The sequence below is a fragment of the Pontibacter sp. SGAir0037 genome, from assembly GCF_005491705.1.
Classification (GTDB): Bacteria; Bacteroidota; Bacteroidia; order Cytophagales; family Hymenobacteraceae; genus Pontibacter.
Genome location: NZ_CP028093.1, coordinates 79937 through 98080 on the forward strand (window position 1 = coordinate 79937; position 18144 = coordinate 98080).

The following is an 18144-nucleotide window of genomic DNA, read 5'->3' on the forward strand; positions in this document are numbered from 1 at the left end:
ATCATTTAGTTGCTCCTTCAGCAGGTGCCGATTTCTTGATCGTTTCTTGAAGTAAGGCAAAGAGCTTGATCGCATCTACATCCAACATTACTGCCAGGTCCAGCACTTCACTTACCCGAAAGGATCTAGGATCGTCAATCTTGTTCCGCAGTCGCTGGTTGTTAACGCCTAGTGCTTTGGCCACGGGAGTATACGGCACGATATCAAACAGCTCAGCAAGGGAAGTCAGCTGTTGCTTTTCAAGCATACGCTTGCCTAATTCAAACTTAGGGCTCTTATCTTCAATTTGCATTGTCCTATAACTAACGAATACTGGTGGTTTATTTTAAGATAAAACATCTAATGATAGATGCCTACAAATATATACGTAACATATACAATTTGATACTAAAAGTATTTGATAAGTTTATCGTCTATTCTTCTTTTACCTGTTCCTCAAGAGCAATCAAGACAACAGCAGTAGGAGGGAGGAAGATTAGATGCTCTTGCAAGCCACAAGTGCTCTCAAAAAGCAACTGCAGTGTTCGTCAAGCCTTTGATAAGATTGGAGAAATGGGTAGCAGAAAAACAAGCATATTTAGATAAAGTAGAGGTACAAATTCTCATAAGCGAGGTTATGTTTAATAGACAGGTAACCTGCAGCAGTCAGCCAAGGCTGAACAGGTGAAGCACATCGAGCTACGCAAGGAAGATCTTATGAGCAGCTTAACAACCTCATCTCGGTGCACCAGAGGGCAGCGGCGGCCACCATGGCTAGCACCGAAAGGCTGCTGCAAGAGCAGACCAAACGGGAGCAGGCAGCCTTCGAGCGGCTAGGCAAGCTGATCGACGCAAATCAGAAATCCTCCTGGTCAGCGAGCCAGGAGGCACTTTTTTATTCTTTCAGCTCTCTATCAGAAATTTAGTGTTTTACTTTATTTACAGATTGAATCTGCTTGGCAGCTTCTTCAAAAGCTAAATTCGTTAAGAAAATAAATCATTCTTTTACCAACTCTTCTACAATAGCCTGATGGTCTGCTTTCCATTGTTCGAACAAGGGGCCTGTGCTTGGCCCGTTAAAACCTGAATGTACTTTGCGTAGTAGGCCGTTTTTATCAATGTATAAGGTAGTTGGAAAGTATATGGGGCCATCAATGGTTGGAAAGACTTTGCTGGCATCTTTTTCATGCCCGGCAATGAGAAAGGTATAATCGGCATTAAGCCTGTTTTTAGACTTTTCTACCCTGGCTTTAGCGTATTGAAAATCATCTTTTTTCTCAAATGCCAGTGCTACAATTTCTATACGTTCTTTGTTATCATTATACCATTGGCCTAGATACTTGGTTTCGTCCATACAACTTGGACACCAGGAACCGAAAATTTGCACAATAAGAGGCTTGCCCATAAACTGCGGATCGGATAAAGAAACTATATTGCCTTGTAGGTCTGGAAAGCTAAAGTTAATGGTTTGAGTAGATACTTTTCTATCTTTACTGGCCAGCCGGAAATTTTCATTCGGTTTTGCAGTAAAAGAATAGTTGCCCGTAAGACCATTTAAGTATTTACCTATGAGCTCACCTGAATCATTTAGATGCCCAATAAAAAGTTTAGCCTCTTCACCATTAAAGGTGCTTAAATAAAAGGTGCTATCACTTACATTGCCTTCCAGGTACCTGAAATCTCCTGAGGCCAATGCAAAACTTCCGGAAATATGGTTACCCTCCTGGCGGAAATTGCCTACCGCTGGCCTTGGTTCACCAGAGCCAAGGCTAAAATATGTTTCCCATTTCCCTGTAAAATTATAAGCAGGATTGCCCTCAAGCTTAAACCTTTGCTGTCCGTTGATCAGAGCAGCTTTAAAGGGAGCCCTGTAATTCTTTACATAATGCTTTACCCACTCACCCGTAAGGATAGTATCAGTATATTTTGCACGCAAGCTTGCATCAAACACGTTTATATCCATAATAATGGAATCTTCTTTTATCAATACATCTGTTTCCAGTCGTTCATCACTGTTAAGTATGTAGGCCTTTAAATTGGCTCCTTCTCCCTCAAACTGAATAAAGAAAGGTACTTCATTTCCCTGTAGTTGAATGGCCGCCCGGTACTTTCCCTGGGGGTAACTTTCTGTTGAGGTAGTTGTAGAAGTGCTCTGGCAACTAGCTAGTAAAAGTATAAAAGATGAGTACGTTAAAAGTTTTTGCCACATGAGCGAGTAAGTTATTCTATAACAAATATATTGAATTATAATTTAGAGCATGTTTAAATTTTGCGGAGGGGATAAAAAAAACGAGTCAGCGCGTAAGCAATAAGTGACCAAACTGTATAGCTTATGCAATCTCAATATCAGAGACTCACTGACTCGCAATGGGAGGTGGTTAAAGAATCTGAAATCAATCCTTTTCATCTATAATGTTTTTTAGGTCGGATTCAATTTCCCTAAGGAGCAAACTGTCATTCGGCATTATGCTATCGGGATTAATATGGTTCAGCTTACCTTTCAATTGGTAAAGGTCTAGGAGTTCAGAGGTGGTGGATTTATTTCTCACTTGCACTTGCTGGTTACCGCTGTCCAATTCAGAGAATATCCTATCTATGGATGTACCATAGCCCTTTCTGTTAAAGAGCCTGCCTATAAGCTATCCCTTGATCCGCCAGAGCATGAGCCGCAGGGGCAACTGCTGGGACAACGCTGTGGCCGAGAGCTTCTTCAAAAGCCTGAAAACAGAGTGCGTGTACGGCGCCAGGTTTGCAAACCAGCGAGCGGCTGCCATAGAAATCTTCGAATACATCGAAGTCTTCTACAACAGGGAAAGAATCCACTCGAGCCTGGGATACCGCACGCCAAAACAAATGGAAGAAAAATTAAACATGAATCCTATTGCAGCTTAATCTTTTGTCCGGTTTTTTGTTGCAAGTCCATTCGAAGGGCACCACCCCTCTACATCCCCCCCAAATGAAAGATTTGCATCTTTTCTCTTTTTGATCATAGTAATATCTAGTAATTGCGGCTCTACAAGGACCTGGATTAGGTGCTAACGTGCATCTTTCGAGCATAATTTGGTCCTTCTTACAGCTTGATTGGACAAGAACAAAAAAACAAAACTAAAGTAGAGCAATCACTTAAAGTTCTTTTTCATATCATCATGACCCATTTATCTTGAGGATGGTTGCAGAATAGGTTTCTAATATCTTTTACTTGCTGCCAACAATTCCTCCTCCCGCTATAGTGCCAAAACCTTACCCCCTCCAGTTGGCGGGAAACGGGGTTTCGCCTATAACTCGTGTTATGTTAAAAAAGATAAGATTTAAGAATTATTAAATGTAGCAGCTATAGAATGAGTAATTAGCTGAACTCATCCTTGCAATTAACCGAAATCTACTACAGCAAAAGGAATCCCGCCGAAGGCGGGTCGCCATGGCTGAATTTCGACTTCCAAATTTCAGAAGCCACCCCCTCAGTATTAAAAATGAAAGATCTTGTCTGGGAGCCAGACAAGATCTTTCTAAAGGCTATGCTGCCATAGTTGTTGCTTCTGCCCCCAGGTTACTTTCTGCCTGTAGGTTCAGGATATAGCTAGCCGCTTTAAAAGCCTTTGTGCTTGCATAGATGATCATCGTCTTATCATCTTCAAACTTCTTCGCCCATCCTTGCAGGTAAGCCACCGAGTTTTCAAAAACCTCCGCTTTGATACCTGTAAAGGCGTTGAGGAAACTTGCTCCCATCTCGGCTATCAGTTCCTCCTTAGAGTAATTTATGTCGCCAAAACGGGCCGCCTTCTCTTCATCAGCAAAACGGTTAAGCCTGGTTTGATGGCCTGTAGAGTGAATCAGTTCGTGAAACAAAGTCGCGTGATAAGCCTGAGAGGAAACAAAGCTGCTCAGCTCCGGCATCTGTACCGTATCATTAAAAGGCGCATAGTAGGCCTGGGAGCCTCCGTGCAGAACGTTCGGGCGTGGCATAGGGTATTGATCCACCACCTCCTGACAAGCCTCTATTACCTGCAGATCGGTACGTTCATGAACAGAAGGGAGGGTAAACTCGATTCCTTCCACCTGATCAATGTTAAATACTGTCCAAATAAAGGGGACAAACCTTCTCTGACACACCTCCTCTGTCTCTCCTGCATTGCCTTTAGCCTCCTCAGTATCACTGTTGGCGTAAATTTTCCAGTAGATGATCTGGGTTCCTTTCTCTCCCTTTTTTACATGCCCGCCCAGTTCTTTAGCCTGTTTGTAGGTAAGAAAATAGGGCGTCCTAAAGTTTTTTTTATCAGTCAGGTAGTTCAGAAAGAAAGCATTGAAGCCTTCATAATAGCGTCCAGATACATAGTTTTTAGGCAATCCGTACGATGTCCAAGGCTTTCTCCAGAATACCTGGCCTTGCTCTAATTGCTCGATGACCTCATTTGTTACCTGATCTGCCAGTTGAATGAATTTTTGATACGCGCTCATAACTTTTAGCTTTATAAGGTTAAACAAAACTCATATTAATATATACGTTATGTATTCAATTGGTTACATTTAGTATGTATTATTTATTCACAAAATAGAGTTTTTATTTCCCCTTATGTTAGCGCTAAATTGCTTGTGTGCTATTGTAGAACAGGCATTACTACAGAAAGAAAAAAGGAAAACCCGCCGCCAAGCGGGCCGCTACGGTTGGTTTAACAGCCGAGATTTGAAGGAGTGAGGGACTTTTATAAAAGTCCCTCGTCTGCAAAAGAATAATAGCCCTCATTAGTAAGGATGATGTGATCCAGAACAGCAATATCAAGTAAGTTACCGCCCTCCTTCACCTTTTTAGTAAGGCTAATATCTGCACTGCTAGGCTTTAAGTTGCCCGATGGGTGATTATGGGCTAAAACGATCCCACTGGCATTGGCTTTGAGCGCAGCGACAAAGATAAGTTTCGGATCTGCCACCGTACCGGCCACGCCACCGGTAGAAACCTCAAATATTCCCAGCACTTTGTTTGCCCTGCTTAATAACATAACCTTAAATTGCTCACGGAACTGTATGCTGCCCTCATCCCACAGCTGTAGGAAGAAAGTGTAACTGTCTTTAGAACTCGTAATCTGCGGGCGCTCGGAGGCCTTCACCTGGGGATGGTAGCTGAGCTTTACCTCTGCAATCTGGCTGACGGTTGTTGAAGTCTGTTCCATACACAAGATTTAAAGGATTTGATATAAAAGATATATTAATATATACGATATGTATATATTAAGTTACATTATGTATACATTATTTTTATTTTTTTTATCTCATCTTTGCCGGCCCTGTGTATGGAACCTTTAGGCTTCATAGCTATTCATTAAAGCACTGGACATATTTTATCTGTTTTTGTAAAGAAGTTGTGTAATTTTCGCAGCGCAGGTCTCTTTCTCTTCCCTTTTGTTAATTCTTTATTGTTCACGAACCCCTCCGACATTTCAAATTACTATTTATAAGGAAGTATATAGAAGTATATATATTTAGTGGCAATACTTGAACGGCTGCACGGAGTAGAGCAAATGGGCTGCATTATTGGTGTGGCGATACTTGAATGACCTACTACTACTGAGGCAACACTTGAATAGCTTTGGAGAAGCGTGGCAATACTTGAACGGCTTGAGACAATACTTGAGTAAGTAAAACAGCTATTGTTGAGGGAACTAGCCAATTTGTGGCAATACTTGAACGACTTGAGACAATACTTGAATGGATTGTGACAGTACTTGAACGGCTCCAGCTACTGAGGCAATATTTGAACGGCTCTGAAAGAGTGTGGCAATACTTGAATAGCAAATATTCTCTTGGCTCAAGAAGGCATCCATAAGGTAAAAGATCGATTCGATACATTAAGCCTGCCGCTTCATATGGCTTGCAGCAACGTAACCTGTCCAGATACCCTCAGGAAGAATGCCTGTGGCATGCTGGAGACATTCGCTAGGAGTTTCTATCATCATTACTCGAAGTGCCATCGTTAAGTCTGAGTACATTAGAGACAAATCGTTCCTGCGTATAATGTCGATCCCCTCCACATTGCCCGTTATAGAAGAATTGGCTGCTCAGCTTGTCATACACTATTTCGATAACGCAGCCTCTTTGGTCACCTAATCCTGTAAGCGTACCGCTTACTTATACATCTTCTCCAAGTTTGTATTTTGCAAAAGTCATATCTCATCCATATTTTAGATTGGCTCTTTATGTCTCGTATGCGTGGCAATACTTGAATAATAGGCTAAAACACTTGCTTAAAGTCCTTCCAAGGGCAATGTAGGGAGTTTCCATATAGCCTTTAGTTCTGCCCTGCGTGACAATACTTGAATAGCTTTTTAATTATCGTCGGAGAACAGACCTCCCCGAATAAGCTTTTTCGCCATTGCCAGTGTGATATCCTTGTTGTGCACCTTAAAATATGCTTTGCAAAGCTCATTTGCTTTGTGCGTCAGGTCCGCGTCCGAATTAGTCAGCCAACGCTGAAAAGTATCTTTCTCTCCTGTGATCTGGACATGGTTCCCATATGTATGGTGGAAAAGATCCCGCATGCGCTCCAGCAGGGCAATGTAAAAGTTGTGATCCTCCTTCGCCTCCATAACCTCGTGGTATACGGAGAAGTCCAGACTAACCCAATAGAGCTCTTGGTACTTTTTAGTTGGGTCTCCTTGGACAAAAGTATAGTCGAAAGGCAGTTTTCCCTTCTCCCGAATGTAATCCAGGACCCTCTTTACACTTTTTTTCTTAAACCGAGGTTCCTCTGACTCAATATGGGCAACCGAGGCCAACAGATCTATGGGCAGCTTCGTGATGCGTTTACCTGAACTAAGCAGTTGGTGACGCGTCTTGTAAAGGAAAATGTACAGGCTCTTGCGCCCGTCGCCACCACGCCCTTTTCCTACATGCTTATAGCCGTTGGTGTCGATGGTATAGTACCTGCGGAAGAACCCTTCCATCAGCTCATCCGATATTCGGACATCGTAAATTTTGATAGTGTTGGTGTGTCTGTCGATGCTAACCTTAATATCCTTGAGAATGGCAAAGTTCTTCAGCTCTATCACCTTATCCTGATGCTTATACTCGTAGGAGCGAGAGAAGATGATGTTATTGCTCAGCATGTGGAACAGGGCATAGTCAAAGGTTGTTTCAAACCTGTGACCGAAATATTCCGGCACTTCCGCTTTGGGGTTATTTTTGAACTTGGGGTGCACCTCACACAAGGTCTGCTTGTTACGCCCAGTCTCTTTGCAGAACTCTGAAAGCGTGAACCTCGTGAAACCGAAAAGGTCCTTTTTCATTTTCCTCGAAATGAAGACGATGAAATCTTTCACAATACCGGCATCTTCATCAAAGGATTTCTCAATGTCTCTGATGTTATCGGCTACGCTCCTGTCAATCCTACTCAGGAAGTAGGTCGGATCGCTTAAAAGGGCCTCAGAGGGTTTGTTCTCGTGTTGCATAAGTTACTAAAAAACAGGTACGGATTGGCAACTCAGCCACTGGTACAGTCCTTCCTCCTCCTTATAAGGGACGGGTTGGTAAAAATCTTTGGGTAAGTTAAATTTTTTCAAAGTTAACAATGTACAAAATATAAATCTTTACAGAACTAACCTTTCTCGATTCGGATGCTGTACCCGACTTTCTGCAGCGTTTCCTGGGCTTTGATAAGCCTTGCCAAAAAGGTTTGCCTATAGCTCCCCTTCCCACGGCCAACGCCTTCATCCAGCTCGGCCAACTTCTCCCAGGTTAGGTTTGTCTCCTTAAACATAGCCTTCACCTCTGCAGTGATGTGGGTCTTAGGATCACACGCTGCACATGTCTCGCCTTGGTTGTTCTCACTCATAGTTTGAACCTGATAGATTGCTTAATTGATAACTCAACAGGCTCAAGGGCCTCCTTAAACAGTGGGTAAAAAGGGGAGGGACCTTTGTTTCCTACAGCAAAAGATGCCTGCTCTGCCTGTTGGTACTGCTGTTCCGAAACCTTGCGCCAGTCTATTTCATACCCCGCCTGTCGGGACAAAAGGGAAAAGAAAACCTTTAGTGTTCTGGTGTTCCCCTCGCGGAAGGGGTGAATGGCATTCAGTTCCTCAAAAAAATAAGATCCCTTCAATAGGAACTGCTCCCTGTCCAGTCCCTTTAAATACCCCGCTGCCTTCAGCTCCTGGAGTAAGTGGTTGGCATAGGGCTCAATCATACGTGGCGCGGCATGTACAGCATTGCCTTTGGAGATCATCACACTCCGTAGCTCCCCTGCCCAGGGATAGACGGTGCCAAAGGTTTCCTTGTGGATCAGCTGCCAAAGCGCTAAATTAAACTTTAGTTGGCTGACTAATTTACCAGGCAAAGCCAATACGTTATGCCTCCAATGAGTAAGCTCTAATTTGCTTAACTTAGCTGCGTCCCTAATGTTAAAATGATTGATCAGCACACTGGTGCCGGGATAGCAGTACCTGTCGTTCATTACAGATACTTTAAGTTGAATACCTGATTCATCTCCTCAGGCGTGATTTGTCCGTTGATATACAGCTCGTCCAGCACCTTGTTGAGCTCCTCCTCCTCGTAGCCCTCGCAGGAAGCGATGTGGTTTGTCTGCCCGAGTTGCTCCCTCCGTTCCTGGCGAACCATTTCCGATACCACAGGCCTGTCTCTGTACTGAGATAAAAGCTGCTGTACTTTCTGCTCCCTGACCTCCTGCTGCACTGTCTCCAGACTTCTAATAAGTCCGTTGAAGTACTCTGCTATAGTTCTGTGATTGCGCCGGTTCGTGGCTTCTATGGCTTTGATAAAGTACATATCGTCCACGTTGCTCTGGTCATAGTTTTCCAGTATGATCGTGGTCCCGTTCTGCAAAATGCCTTTTACTCTGTTCATGCTAACTCAAGGTAATGCCTGTAATGGTATACGAAATAGGCTTATCAAATGTAACAATATATTGTTACATTTGCAAATAAAAACAAGCTTTGCTTCTGTTTCCAATTCATATATTATCACAAGACTGTTAATCACCAACATATCTAAATCCGAAGTCATCTATGGCAAGAAGCAGTTCATCAAAAGAGGCTCTATGGTTATGTAAAAAAGTTGATGTAAACTAAAGGTAGCGGTATATTATTCTGTTGTTAAATCTAACAGTGATACCATGAACTGTAATTTCATTAGGGAAATCAAAGAGCAGGTAGAGCGGGAACTTACTGTGAAAGGCAAAAAAGTTGTGAGGGTGACAGTGCCAACGGAACTTCTCATATGTGAGAATGAGAGAGGGGCGCAAGAAGTCAAGGCGAGAAGTCAAGGCGGTGACTTTCTCAGAGTTGCACGTTCAGCTTAAGGAGTTAGAACGACATCAGAAATCCATTTTTATACATAGCTATTGTCCGTATTGTGGCACCAAAGTTCTGTGATAAGGGATATGCCAGAGATAGCGCTAGACAAAAGTACCTTACCCAAAGATGGACAGCATGTCAAGTGGCTAGTATGGATAAATGACGTAGAGGCTATCTGGAAAGAAGGGGAGTACCTTGCAAAAGAGCAGCTGTTCATCAGAGGGCCATTTAATGGAAGTTACAGTTCATTATTAACTATAAGCGATGAAGACTTCGATTCCGCTTGGCACGTGCTGAGGTGGGAGGCTGTGAACAGCAGCATCACAGTGCAAGGGAAGTAAGAAATATTTTCCAAGGGAGGTATATGATCGTTAGTGTGTCCCTTATTTCAAAGCAATAAAATCTACCACTGCATGATAGAGCCCTTGCGGTTTTGCCAGGATACTATACGGAGACATTTTTATTCTCAAGGAACTATAAAATCACACACCCAAAGAGTTGATCAATGTTCTGTGGGTCCGCCAGACTAACTTTAAAATAGCGTTATAGCGTTTATTAAGTTCATACTAATAAAATTGCTTGATACAGTTATTAAAAGGTAGTCAGACTTGAAAGCTAAGCCTCTTTGTCAAACCCCACAGCTTCCAGAAATAAGGCGAAGAAAGTCTTCCTCATAACAGGAGGAAATCATTGCACCAATAAATCTTAAGCTATTATTAGTCCACTGACATTATAGTCAAGTATCTGAATAACACTAATAAATAATACTTATAATATAAGGCTCAATATTTAATACATAACACATAATAATTATTATTTATTAGGTATTAAATATTCGTTATGTGGTTAATATCTAATCTTGATGATAGTCACTGAACATAAGTAATTGTATTATATGAGCCTTATCTAAACGAAAGACTCCGCTGAGCCTCTATCAAAGAAGCATGCTTCTCCTTATCCAGTGTTTTGATCAACTCATGCAAAAGCGAATAAGCGGTGTTAGATTGAAGCAGATCCACCTCCTGCACACTGTTTACCATCAACTTGCGGTTACAGATATTGATGCGGTTAAGCATCGGAACAATGCTGTTGAGGTAGCGGTTATAGAAGCCAGCGATATCTTCCACGCCGTCAGGAAGCTTATAGCCTGACTTTCCCTGAATGCTGGCAATTAGCACCCCGTTGTCGCGCAGGTGTTGGACACAAACCCGCAACTGCTGCTCCGAAAAAGCCGGAAATCTTCTTTTTAGCTTATCGATGATCTCCCGTTTCTCGATGAGGCGGTCAGGCGCAGTGCGGAACATCAGGTACAGGTACTGTAATACGGCAAGTGCTTCCTCCGAAAGGCTGTTTCTACCAGAGAGTGCCTCCTGCGCGGATTCCGAGGCTATTCTTCGGATAAGGTGGTTCTTCTGCTGGTCTTCAGGGGCAGGAGAGAGGAGATAATCTGTTCTTTCAAAAGGGAAAAAGTCAATAAACGTACGATCGTGCAGCAAGTCGAACAGTGCGGATGCCTTTTCGTGGCTGTGACTGGTGCAATAAATCTTGCCCAGGCAGCCTGAAAGAAAATCCGCCAGCTGCACCAGGGGCTCCTCTGCCTTATCCTCCACCAGGCGGTAAGTGCGCTCAGGCGTAAACAGATCCCGCTGGATAACTTTGGTTTCAATGTAATGGTGTAGGCTGCGCCGAAATTCTGGCCAGCCAAGCTGATCGGCATGTATTGAGAAAGCAGTAAAGTTTTTGGGAAACTGCTTGAGGAAAATCCGGTTGAAGTATTTATAGAACACATCATTACGATCAAACCCTGCTCCTTCCAGTTTGCTCTTGTTGATGACCATTCCCAGCACGACGAAGTCCAGCTGGCGCAGCTCCTTCAATACCTCCAATCTTTTCCGGAAGCCCTTCTTATCATTGGGGATACGGCTGGACTTGATGGGTTGGCCTTGAAAGAAGCGGTGGCTAATTGTTTCCCTTAGCTGCCGGGCCTGCTCCAGCTTCGTATCATCCAAAAGCACGGCTGTAAGCACAAGATGAGAGAAGGTACCGGCTTTATCCAGGTTCAGGCTGGCGTTTCCGTATTCGTCCAGAAAAATATGTACATGTTGCATAGGAGGAGTATAGGGTGATAGCACTTATGCCACATAAGATACAAAAGATGAAGCACTTTCAATATAAATATAGTAAGCCTAAACTACTCTGGTGAGGTGAGGGCATTCGTTTGAAGCTGCCCTTGTCGGATGTGCAGCCGCTGAACGGTGATGGCAAAGAATTTCTTCCCCCTGCGAGTGGTGAAGCCATGGCTGTTTAGCCGGTCAGCAATTTGCTGATAGGTCATATTCTTTTCCCGATACATCTGGATAAGTTCCGTAGCCTGCCGGTTGGCTTTGTGCGAGGCCGCGTTCTCACGCCGCACCTGGAGCCCTTTCGTCCTGGCTCCATGGGTCAGATTCTCTGGCGAACCCAAGGCAAAACCCTGTAGTTTTTTTTGCTGGAGCGCAGCTCTGGTCCTAGAGCTGATAAGTTCCCGCTCATGCTGGGCCAATACGGCGAAGATGCCGATGGTCAGGGTATTGGCATCCGGCATGTCCACAGCAAGAAAGTCCACGTGGCTGTCACGCAACTTAAAGATAAACCCGGCGTTACGACTGAGGCGATCAAGCTTGGCAATCAGCAGCTGGGCCTGCTCCCGCTTGGCCAGGGCGATGGCTGCCTCCAGCTCTGGTCGGTCGTTGCGCTTGCCGCTCTCCACTTCAATGTGCTCGGCAAGGAGCGCATCGCCGGCCTTTAGGAAACCCTTCACCATCTCTCGTTGTGACTCCAGGCCCAGCCCGCTCTGGCCTTGCTTCTTGGTGGAGACCCGGTAGTAGGCCACGTACTTCATCTTCGCTACTCCTTAATATATAGGTGAAACTCGGATGCAAAGATAGTTATAACATTTTATAAACGTCCGTTTTTAAAATGTTATAAAGCATAAATAGCGCTTATCCGCTTACAAGGCTCCGCCCAGAAAGTAAATTAAGTTGAAGAACGGAGGAGATGCTTAGCTTTTGCCACAGCATTTTTTTTGCCTCTCTCAGCTTTGAGAAAATACATTAATAAAGGTGTAAGATTTTGCACCTAGTATTGGTCCTGTGTGGTGCTACATTTCGGCCTTAACTATGGCCAAGCTAATGTGGTAAGTAAGCACGGGCAACACCATTAGCTGAATAAGAGGCAAAAGTTCTATTCTTAGCACTGGCACCATTGACATGCGGGGAGTGTATTCCCATACTCCTGTTTTAAGGGCCCACAGTTTGAAGCCTGTCGCAAGGGCACCCCCAATTAAAGCAGCAACAGCATACCCGTGTTTTGCGGTTACGCCTTGGCCAATAGAGGTCTTGATAGACAAGGTTAAGCAGGACATCCAACAGCAGAATCACTAAACCGTCAATCACAGCGGCAACAAAGCAGATCCAAAAATGCTCCACAAAACCGCCGTAGCCGTCATTCATACAGAAAGGCCTGCGCATTCTCCCATACCAGATTAACCCAGAACCTATTAAAAGTGTCCACACAGAAAGCTTGGCAGCACTCCTCCACCTTGGCTTACCATAATACTGCTCATCCATGATCGGCAGATATGTATGAATCTACGAGTGCGGCTGGATAACTTCAAACTGCTAAAAATCCTGTCGATCTTGAATTCATCATCTACAGGTTTGCTTTAACCCTATGGTTTCCAATTCACCTTTAATTGTAGTGAAGGGCTTGGTAGCAGGGGGAACTAGTAATTTATTTGCGATAACTCAAGGATACCCATTCCTTTTTACTCAACAGCTTGTTGCAACTCCATCAGGCACCTTAAAAGTAGCCTTGGAAAGTTCCAAATGTAATCAAACTGTGACTCCCATTTAATTCTAATACATAAAAAATATATAAATATTTTAATTAAAAATATAAAACAAAGAAACATTCTCAGAGTATACAAAGTACCTCCCAAGTACTTAGGAGTCATAATAAGCACTTAATTGCTTCTCCCTAGTGAAGATAGAGGTACTTCACCATGTTACTGGACTCGCACAACCAAAAGCTTGACACCCTTAACAATAGCTGTTGTTCAAATTTATGCACAGGGTGCGATGCAGCAAAACACAGGCAACACATAGGAAAAGGACTACAGTTTCTTGGCGGTCCCTAAAGGAGGCCAAATAAAAAATTAAAGGCCACCCAACAAGGAAAGAAGTAGTTTATAATACTTACATCATACAGTGATGCTAAGTAAAGGTCCAGGTGCTTGTCCAGTCAGTAAAAAGCATCTTGCCGAAAGAAAAACTAGTGTACCCGTAGATAAGAAGAACAAGAACTATAAAAAGCATATGATGACAAAGAGGCAGTAGCATAAATGTCGCTAGAATAAAGCAACTGAAGATATCGAAAGCATCAGTCTATGAGGAGTAGCAAAGAGCGTTGGCAAACGCATAAATTAAATATTGCTGATAAAGATTGGATGAAATAGATGTAGCCTTATCCTTCAAAGAGTAACTACTTTACTCAAAATAATATGATGAAAAATCACTGGATATGGATGATCATCGGATGCCTTCTGCCCTTGCTGCTGATCTTTCTGGCACCACTCTTAGGACTGGGTGGCGACATTCAGCTGTTTGTTTTCATCTTGATCATGTTCGTTTGCCACTTGCTAATGCCGATGCACGGAAGGCAAAGTCCTAAACAGGACAGTACTAACGAGCACTCTGGAAATGTAAAACCAGACAGAAGTCATGAGCAGCATCAACATTAAAAAGTTTGGCCTGGCATGCGGACTAACGGGTGCTATAAGTTACATGGGGTGCATCCTGTTAATGGCCACGGTGGGATATAAGGGAACGGTAGGTTTCTTCAACAGCCTGTTTCACGGGTTGGATGTTTCATCTATCATCCGGATGAACATCCCCTTGTGGGAAGCCATGATAGGGATTGTGGAGATTTTTATTCTTTCCTGGCTCTTAGGTGCCTGCATTGCGGCTATTTATAATGTTAGCCTCAGAAGCCCATGAGTGTTCGGCATGAGCCTGGATAAAAAAGTGCAAACTAACAAACTTCTTTAAACCTTTTGAGCGATGAAAGATAAGGTAAAAATAGCTGTTAACGGATATGGGGTTATCGGCAAACGGGTGGCCGATGCTGTCCGGCTGCAAGGCGACATGGAGCTTTCCGGAATTTGTGATGTGGTCTCTGACTGGCGTGTTAAAGTGGCCGCACACAAAAGATACCCGGTATTTGCCTTTGATAGTGCGTCTCAAGAGCAAATGGCAAAGGCAGGTATCCAAGTGCAGGGCACATTGACAGACCTTTTGAAGAGCTGCGAGCTGGTAGTGGACTGCACCCCGAAAAAGATAGCGGCTCAGAACATAGAAAAGTATCAAGAGGCGAGACTGAAGTTCATCGTGCAGGGGGGCGAGAAGCACGAAACTACCGGCCATTCCTTTAGTGCCGAAAACAACTATGACACCGCTCTAGGAAGGGAGTCCACCCGGGTGGTATCGTGCAACACGACCTCCATTATCAGAACCCTAACGGCTCTGAAAAAAGCAGGCCTCTTGAAGAGAGCAAGGGGCACTTTGCTGCGCAGAGCAACAGACCCTTGGGAAAGCCACCTCAACGGAATCATCAACACGCTGGTGCCGGAGCCTGAGATCCCCAGCCACCAAGGGCCGGACGCACAGAGCGTAGACCCGGAGCTGGATGTGATTACAGCGGCAGTAAAAGTGCCGGAAACGCTCAGCCACCTGCATTACTGGAATGTGCAGCTCACCCGTGAGGCTAGCAAAGAAGAAGTGCTGCAGGCTTTCAGTAACTCCTCTCGCATCGCCATGATCAGTTACGGGGATGGCCTATCGGCCAACAATACGGTAAAGGAACTGATGCTGTCTTTGAACCGGCCTTACGGCGACATGTACGAGGTGGCGCTGTGGCAGGACATGCTGAAAGTGGTAGGAAGTGAATTGTTTTTCGCCTACCTGGTAGACAACCAAGCCATTGTCATTCCGGAAACCATCGATGCGATCAGGGCGCTGACACGGCTGGAAGAAAATGCACAGGCTTCCATACAAAAGACCAACGCTGCCTTGGGAATACGGCAGGGGGCTTTTATTTAATATATGGAGGAACTGCTGGTAATCAAAGTTCTTTTAGGCCTAGGCAATGAAACAGGGTGTATTTAACATAATAGCGATTGGTATTAGTGTGGCAGGGAGTGTCATTATAATATATGGTACGCTTTTGACCCTTTTCCGCTTTATAAAAACGGAGATGCGCTTCTTGCATGACGCTACCGCTGTTGTGGTGAGGCAGGAGCGTAACCGGTCCAGGCTGTCGGCTTACTTGTTGCTTGGGCTTGATTTTATGCTGGCGGCTGATATCATCCACACCATCCACGACCCCAGCCTGAATGAGCTCTATGTTTTGGGGCTGATCGTAGCTATCCGGTCCGTGATCAGCTTCTTTCTCATGAAGGAGATAAAAGAATCAGTAAGTATCCATGCAAGTTGAGCAATTGATTTTCATGCTATACCCGTACGGGCGCGACTGGTGGGGATGGGCTCTTCATAACCTTTGCCATCATAGCAGCGCTTTTAAAAATGTTTTCAATGTGAAATACCTAACCGGAGAAACCTAACCAGGCACAAGGCCTTTTAACGCAGGCTACTCCACAGTGTACCGTCCGGTCGGCTATTTATGTACTGGCTGACGTTGAGTAAGGATTGCCCGGTAAAACCATATTTTTCAGGCTTATGAGACCTGAGTGCCTGTTCAAGCAAACTCTTCCCCCAAAAAAACAGCTATGACTGATTATCAAAAGAACCTCCATCCTTACGTTTATTCGGCTGCTTACCAGAAGCGCGTGGCCTACTTTTCGATGGAATACGCTATTGTACAATGCCTCAAAACGTATTCCGGAGGCTTAGGCTTCCTGGCAGGCTCGCATATGCGAAGTGCCTACCATCTGAAGCAGAACGTGGTCGGGATAGGCATTCTGTGGAAGTACGGCTACTATGATCAGGTGCATAAGTCAGACCAGACTATGAGCGTCTTGTTTCTGGAGAAGATATATTCCTTTCTGCAGAAGACAGACATGCAGTTTGAGATTAACATAAACGATTCCCCTGTTCAGGTGGGCGTGTATTACCTTCCCCCAAATGCTTTTGATACTGCCCCCATTTTTTTTCTAACTACAAACTTGCCCGATAACGATTACCTGGCTCAAACCATTACCCACAAGCTTTATGACTCGAATCAGGAAGCCAAAATTGCGGCCAGTATTCTACTTGGGGCAGGAGGGCATAAATTGCTGGAGATTTTAGATCTCGCCCCGGATGTATACCACCTCAACGAGGCGCACGCGCTGCCCCTTGCATTCACTTTATTTCATAAGTACGGGCAGGCTGAGGAGGTCAGGAAACGGCTGGTATTTACCACACACACCCCCGAAGCTGCCGGAAATGAGAAAACGGACATCCGGCTACTGGACAAAATGGGCTACTTTTCCTACCTGCCATTGAATGAGGTACGACAAATCACGGGTATAAAAGAGGATACCTTTGACCACACGCTGGCTGCGTTGCGCTTAGCCCGAAAGGCAAATGCTGTTTCCCGTATGCACGGGGAGGTAGTTCAAACGCTATGGGGTGGACACCCGGAAATTTGCCCTATTACCTATATCACCAATGCACAAAGCTATTCCTACTGGGCGGACCAGTATATGTATGAGTACCTCCAGCAAGGAGACGACGAAAAGCTCTTTCTAAGGAAGCGACAACTTAAAAAACAGCTTTTTGAAGAGGTGGCCGACCAAACCGGTGATCTGCTGGATGAAAATGTCTTTACCATCGTATGGGCCCGGCGTTTTGCAGCATACAAGCGGGCTGATCTGATAATGAATGATATGATTCGCTTCGAACGTATGTTAACTGACTCCGAAAAACCTGTTCAGGTAATATGGGCAGGGAAGCCGTACCCGACAGACTATGCTGCTGTTTCTGTGTTCGACCGATTGGTACATCATAGTAAAAAGTATCACCACTGCTCCGTACTGGTAGGGTATGAACTCAAACTGTCAAAACTACTGAAACAAGGGGCAGACCTGTGGTTAAGTAACCCGCTGGTGACGCATGAGGCTTCGGGCACAAGCGGTATGACAGCAGCCATGAACGGTGCAGTTTTGCTTTCTACTGCCGACGGTTGGGTGCCGGAATTCATCCGGCATGGCAGCAATGGGTTCATGGTACCACCCGTAGACCCAACACTGCCACTTCATGAGCAAAACAGCCTGGATGCCAAAAAAATTCTGGATACACTTGAACAAGAGATCCTGCCCCTGTATTACCAGGAACCGGAACAATGGTTAACGATCGTAAAAAACGGCATGCGGGACATCCTGCCACTCTTTGACTCAGATCGCCTGGCCAGGGAGTATTATGAAAAACTGTATAGCAGTTAAAGACGCAGTACAGACTGCCGTTAACGATACTAAAGGTCCCCTACGCACATCGGATACCATCAGTTTAAATGCTAGAGAATTCAATGACGACCCATGCTTAGATGAGCCGTTACATATTGTGCATACTTCTTCTCCCTAACTTCTGCAGGCACGAGACCGGCAAAAGAAAATACTGATTGAGCAAATGGCAGGTTGAAGGGCAACCAGGAACAACTATGATAGAAACAGACAGCTCATAACATAGCCATATCTGTAAGTCAGCTGCAACGTGAGCAGAAGAAGCTTACGGTACAGGTAGAAACAGAGAGCCGTACAACCGCGACCTTAGATTGGAACGCAAATACCTCATGCTTTACCAGTGTCTTTCAAAGCAAAGTCCTGATAG

General features: G+C 44.5%; 18 protein-coding genes and 1 pseudogene. 8 read left to right on the plus strand and 11 right to left on the minus strand.

Features of this window, described 5'->3' with window-relative positions:
* Position 1: 1 nt before the first annotated feature.
* Complete coding sequence (locus tag C1N53_RS22220; protein ID WP_137761669.1) at positions 2 to 292, minus strand: hypothetical protein; 291 nt, start codon at positions 290 to 292, stop codon at positions 2 to 4.
* Between the two features lie 457 nt (positions 293 to 749).
* On the opposite strand from C1N53_RS22220, the gene C1N53_RS22655 reads away from it, so the two are divergent.
* A complete protein-coding gene (locus C1N53_RS22655) occupies positions 750 to 905 on the plus strand; it encodes a hypothetical protein (RefSeq protein ID WP_168194105.1) in 156 nt (51 codons plus the stop codon).
* Positions 906 to 976: 71 nt separating this feature from the next.
* On the opposite strand, the gene C1N53_RS22225 is transcribed toward C1N53_RS22655, so the two are convergent.
* Positions 977 to 2188, minus strand: a complete 1212-nt coding sequence (locus C1N53_RS22225; RefSeq protein ID WP_137761670.1) for a peroxiredoxin — start codon at positions 2186 to 2188, stop codon at positions 977 to 979.
* A gap of 440 nt (positions 2189 to 2628) precedes the next feature.
* Between C1N53_RS22225 and C1N53_RS22230 the strand changes: the two are divergent.
* Positions 2629 to 2871: pseudogene (locus tag C1N53_RS22230) on the plus strand (IS3 family transposase); the annotation flags it as partial.
* Here the strand turns inward: C1N53_RS22230 and C1N53_RS22900 are convergent.
* The 7 genes from C1N53_RS22900 to C1N53_RS22265 form a co-directional block, all read right to left on the minus strand.
* Positions 2845 to 3036 (minus strand): BPTI/Kunitz domain-containing protein, encoded by a 192-nt coding sequence (locus C1N53_RS22900; protein WP_137761672.1) that lies wholly within the window; start codon positions 3034 to 3036, stop codon positions 2845 to 2847. The pseudogene C1N53_RS22230 and the gene C1N53_RS22900 sit on opposite strands and share 27 nt — an antisense overlap.
* 456 nt (positions 3037 to 3492) lie before the next feature.
* The gene (locus C1N53_RS22240; protein ID WP_137761673.1) at positions 3493 to 4434 is read right to left on the minus strand and encodes an ArdC family protein; all 942 of its coding nucleotides are present in this window, start codon (positions 4432 to 4434) and stop codon (positions 3493 to 3495) included.
* 245 nt (positions 4435 to 4679) lie between these two features.
* Positions 4680 to 5144 carry a RadC family protein gene (locus C1N53_RS22245; protein WP_108213664.1) on the minus strand — a complete coding sequence of 155 codons (465 nt, stop codon included), beginning with the start codon at positions 5142 to 5144 and terminating at the stop codon, positions 4680 to 4682.
* 1152 nt (positions 5145 to 6296) lie between these two features.
* On the minus strand, positions 6297 to 7418 hold the full coding sequence (locus C1N53_RS22250) for a hypothetical protein (protein WP_018480082.1): 1122 nt from the start codon (positions 7416 to 7418) through the stop codon (positions 6297 to 6299).
* A 146-nt stretch (positions 7419 to 7564) separates the two neighbouring features.
* The gene (locus tag C1N53_RS22255) at positions 7565 to 7801 is read right to left on the minus strand and encodes a hypothetical protein (RefSeq protein ID WP_137761674.1); all 237 of its coding nucleotides are present in this window, start codon (positions 7799 to 7801) and stop codon (positions 7565 to 7567) included.
* The gene (locus tag C1N53_RS22260; protein WP_137761675.1) at positions 7798 to 8421 is read right to left on the minus strand and encodes a Fic family protein; all 624 of its coding nucleotides are present in this window, start codon (positions 8419 to 8421) and stop codon (positions 7798 to 7800) included. The genes C1N53_RS22255 and C1N53_RS22260 overlap by 4 nt, the downstream gene beginning before the upstream one ends.
* Positions 8421 to 8831, minus strand: coding sequence for a hypothetical protein (locus C1N53_RS22265; RefSeq protein ID WP_137761676.1), 411 nt, complete (start codon positions 8829 to 8831; stop codon positions 8421 to 8423). The genes C1N53_RS22260 and C1N53_RS22265 overlap by 1 nt, the downstream gene beginning before the upstream one ends.
* Positions 8832 to 9366: 535 nt before the next feature.
* Between C1N53_RS22265 and C1N53_RS22270 the strand changes: the two genes are divergently transcribed.
* A complete protein-coding gene (locus C1N53_RS22270) occupies positions 9367 to 9621 on the plus strand; it encodes a hypothetical protein (RefSeq protein WP_137761677.1) in 255 nt (84 codons plus the stop codon).
* Between the two features lie 561 nt (positions 9622 to 10182).
* On the opposite strand, the gene C1N53_RS22275 is transcribed toward C1N53_RS22270, so the two are convergent.
* Both C1N53_RS22275 and C1N53_RS22280 read right to left on the minus strand, forming a co-directional pair.
* Positions 10183 to 11388, minus strand: coding sequence for a DUF3800 domain-containing protein (locus C1N53_RS22275; RefSeq protein ID WP_137761678.1), 1206 nt, complete (start codon positions 11386 to 11388; stop codon positions 10183 to 10185).
* 83 nt (positions 11389 to 11471) lie between these two features.
* Positions 11472 to 12161, minus strand: coding sequence for a recombinase family protein (locus C1N53_RS22280; protein WP_137761679.1), 690 nt, complete (start codon positions 12159 to 12161; stop codon positions 11472 to 11474).
* Between the two features lie 1683 nt (positions 12162 to 13844).
* On the opposite strand from C1N53_RS22280, the gene C1N53_RS22660 reads away from it, so the two are divergent.
* The 5 genes from C1N53_RS22660 to glgP all read left to right on the plus strand — a co-directional run bounded on the left by C1N53_RS22660 (position 13845) and on the right by glgP (position 17759).
* Entirely contained in the window at positions 13845 to 14060 is a 216-nt protein-coding gene (locus C1N53_RS22660) for a hypothetical protein (protein ID WP_168194106.1), read from the plus strand.
* Positions 14041 to 14316 carry a DUF5676 family membrane protein gene (locus C1N53_RS22285; RefSeq protein ID WP_137761680.1) on the plus strand — a complete coding sequence of 92 codons (276 nt, stop codon included), beginning with the start codon at positions 14041 to 14043 and terminating at the stop codon, positions 14314 to 14316. The genes C1N53_RS22660 and C1N53_RS22285 overlap by 20 nt, the downstream gene beginning before the upstream one ends.
* A gap of 63 nt (positions 14317 to 14379) precedes the next feature.
* On the plus strand, positions 14380 to 15417 hold the full coding sequence (locus tag C1N53_RS22290; protein ID WP_137761681.1) for a type II glyceraldehyde-3-phosphate dehydrogenase: 1038 nt from the start codon (positions 14380 to 14382) through the stop codon (positions 15415 to 15417).
* Positions 15418 to 15463: 46 nt separating this feature from the next.
* Positions 15464 to 15811: a DUF1622 domain-containing protein gene (locus C1N53_RS22295; RefSeq protein WP_137761682.1), complete on the plus strand. Its 348-nt coding sequence runs from the start codon at positions 15464 to 15466 to the stop codon at positions 15809 to 15811.
* 292 nt (positions 15812 to 16103) lie between these two features.
* Positions 16104 to 17759 carry an alpha-glucan family phosphorylase gene (gene glgP / locus C1N53_RS22300; protein WP_137761683.1) on the plus strand — a complete coding sequence of 552 codons (1656 nt, stop codon included), beginning with the start codon at positions 16104 to 16106 and terminating at the stop codon, positions 17757 to 17759.
* The last annotated feature ends 385 nt before the right edge of the window (positions 17760 to 18144 follow it).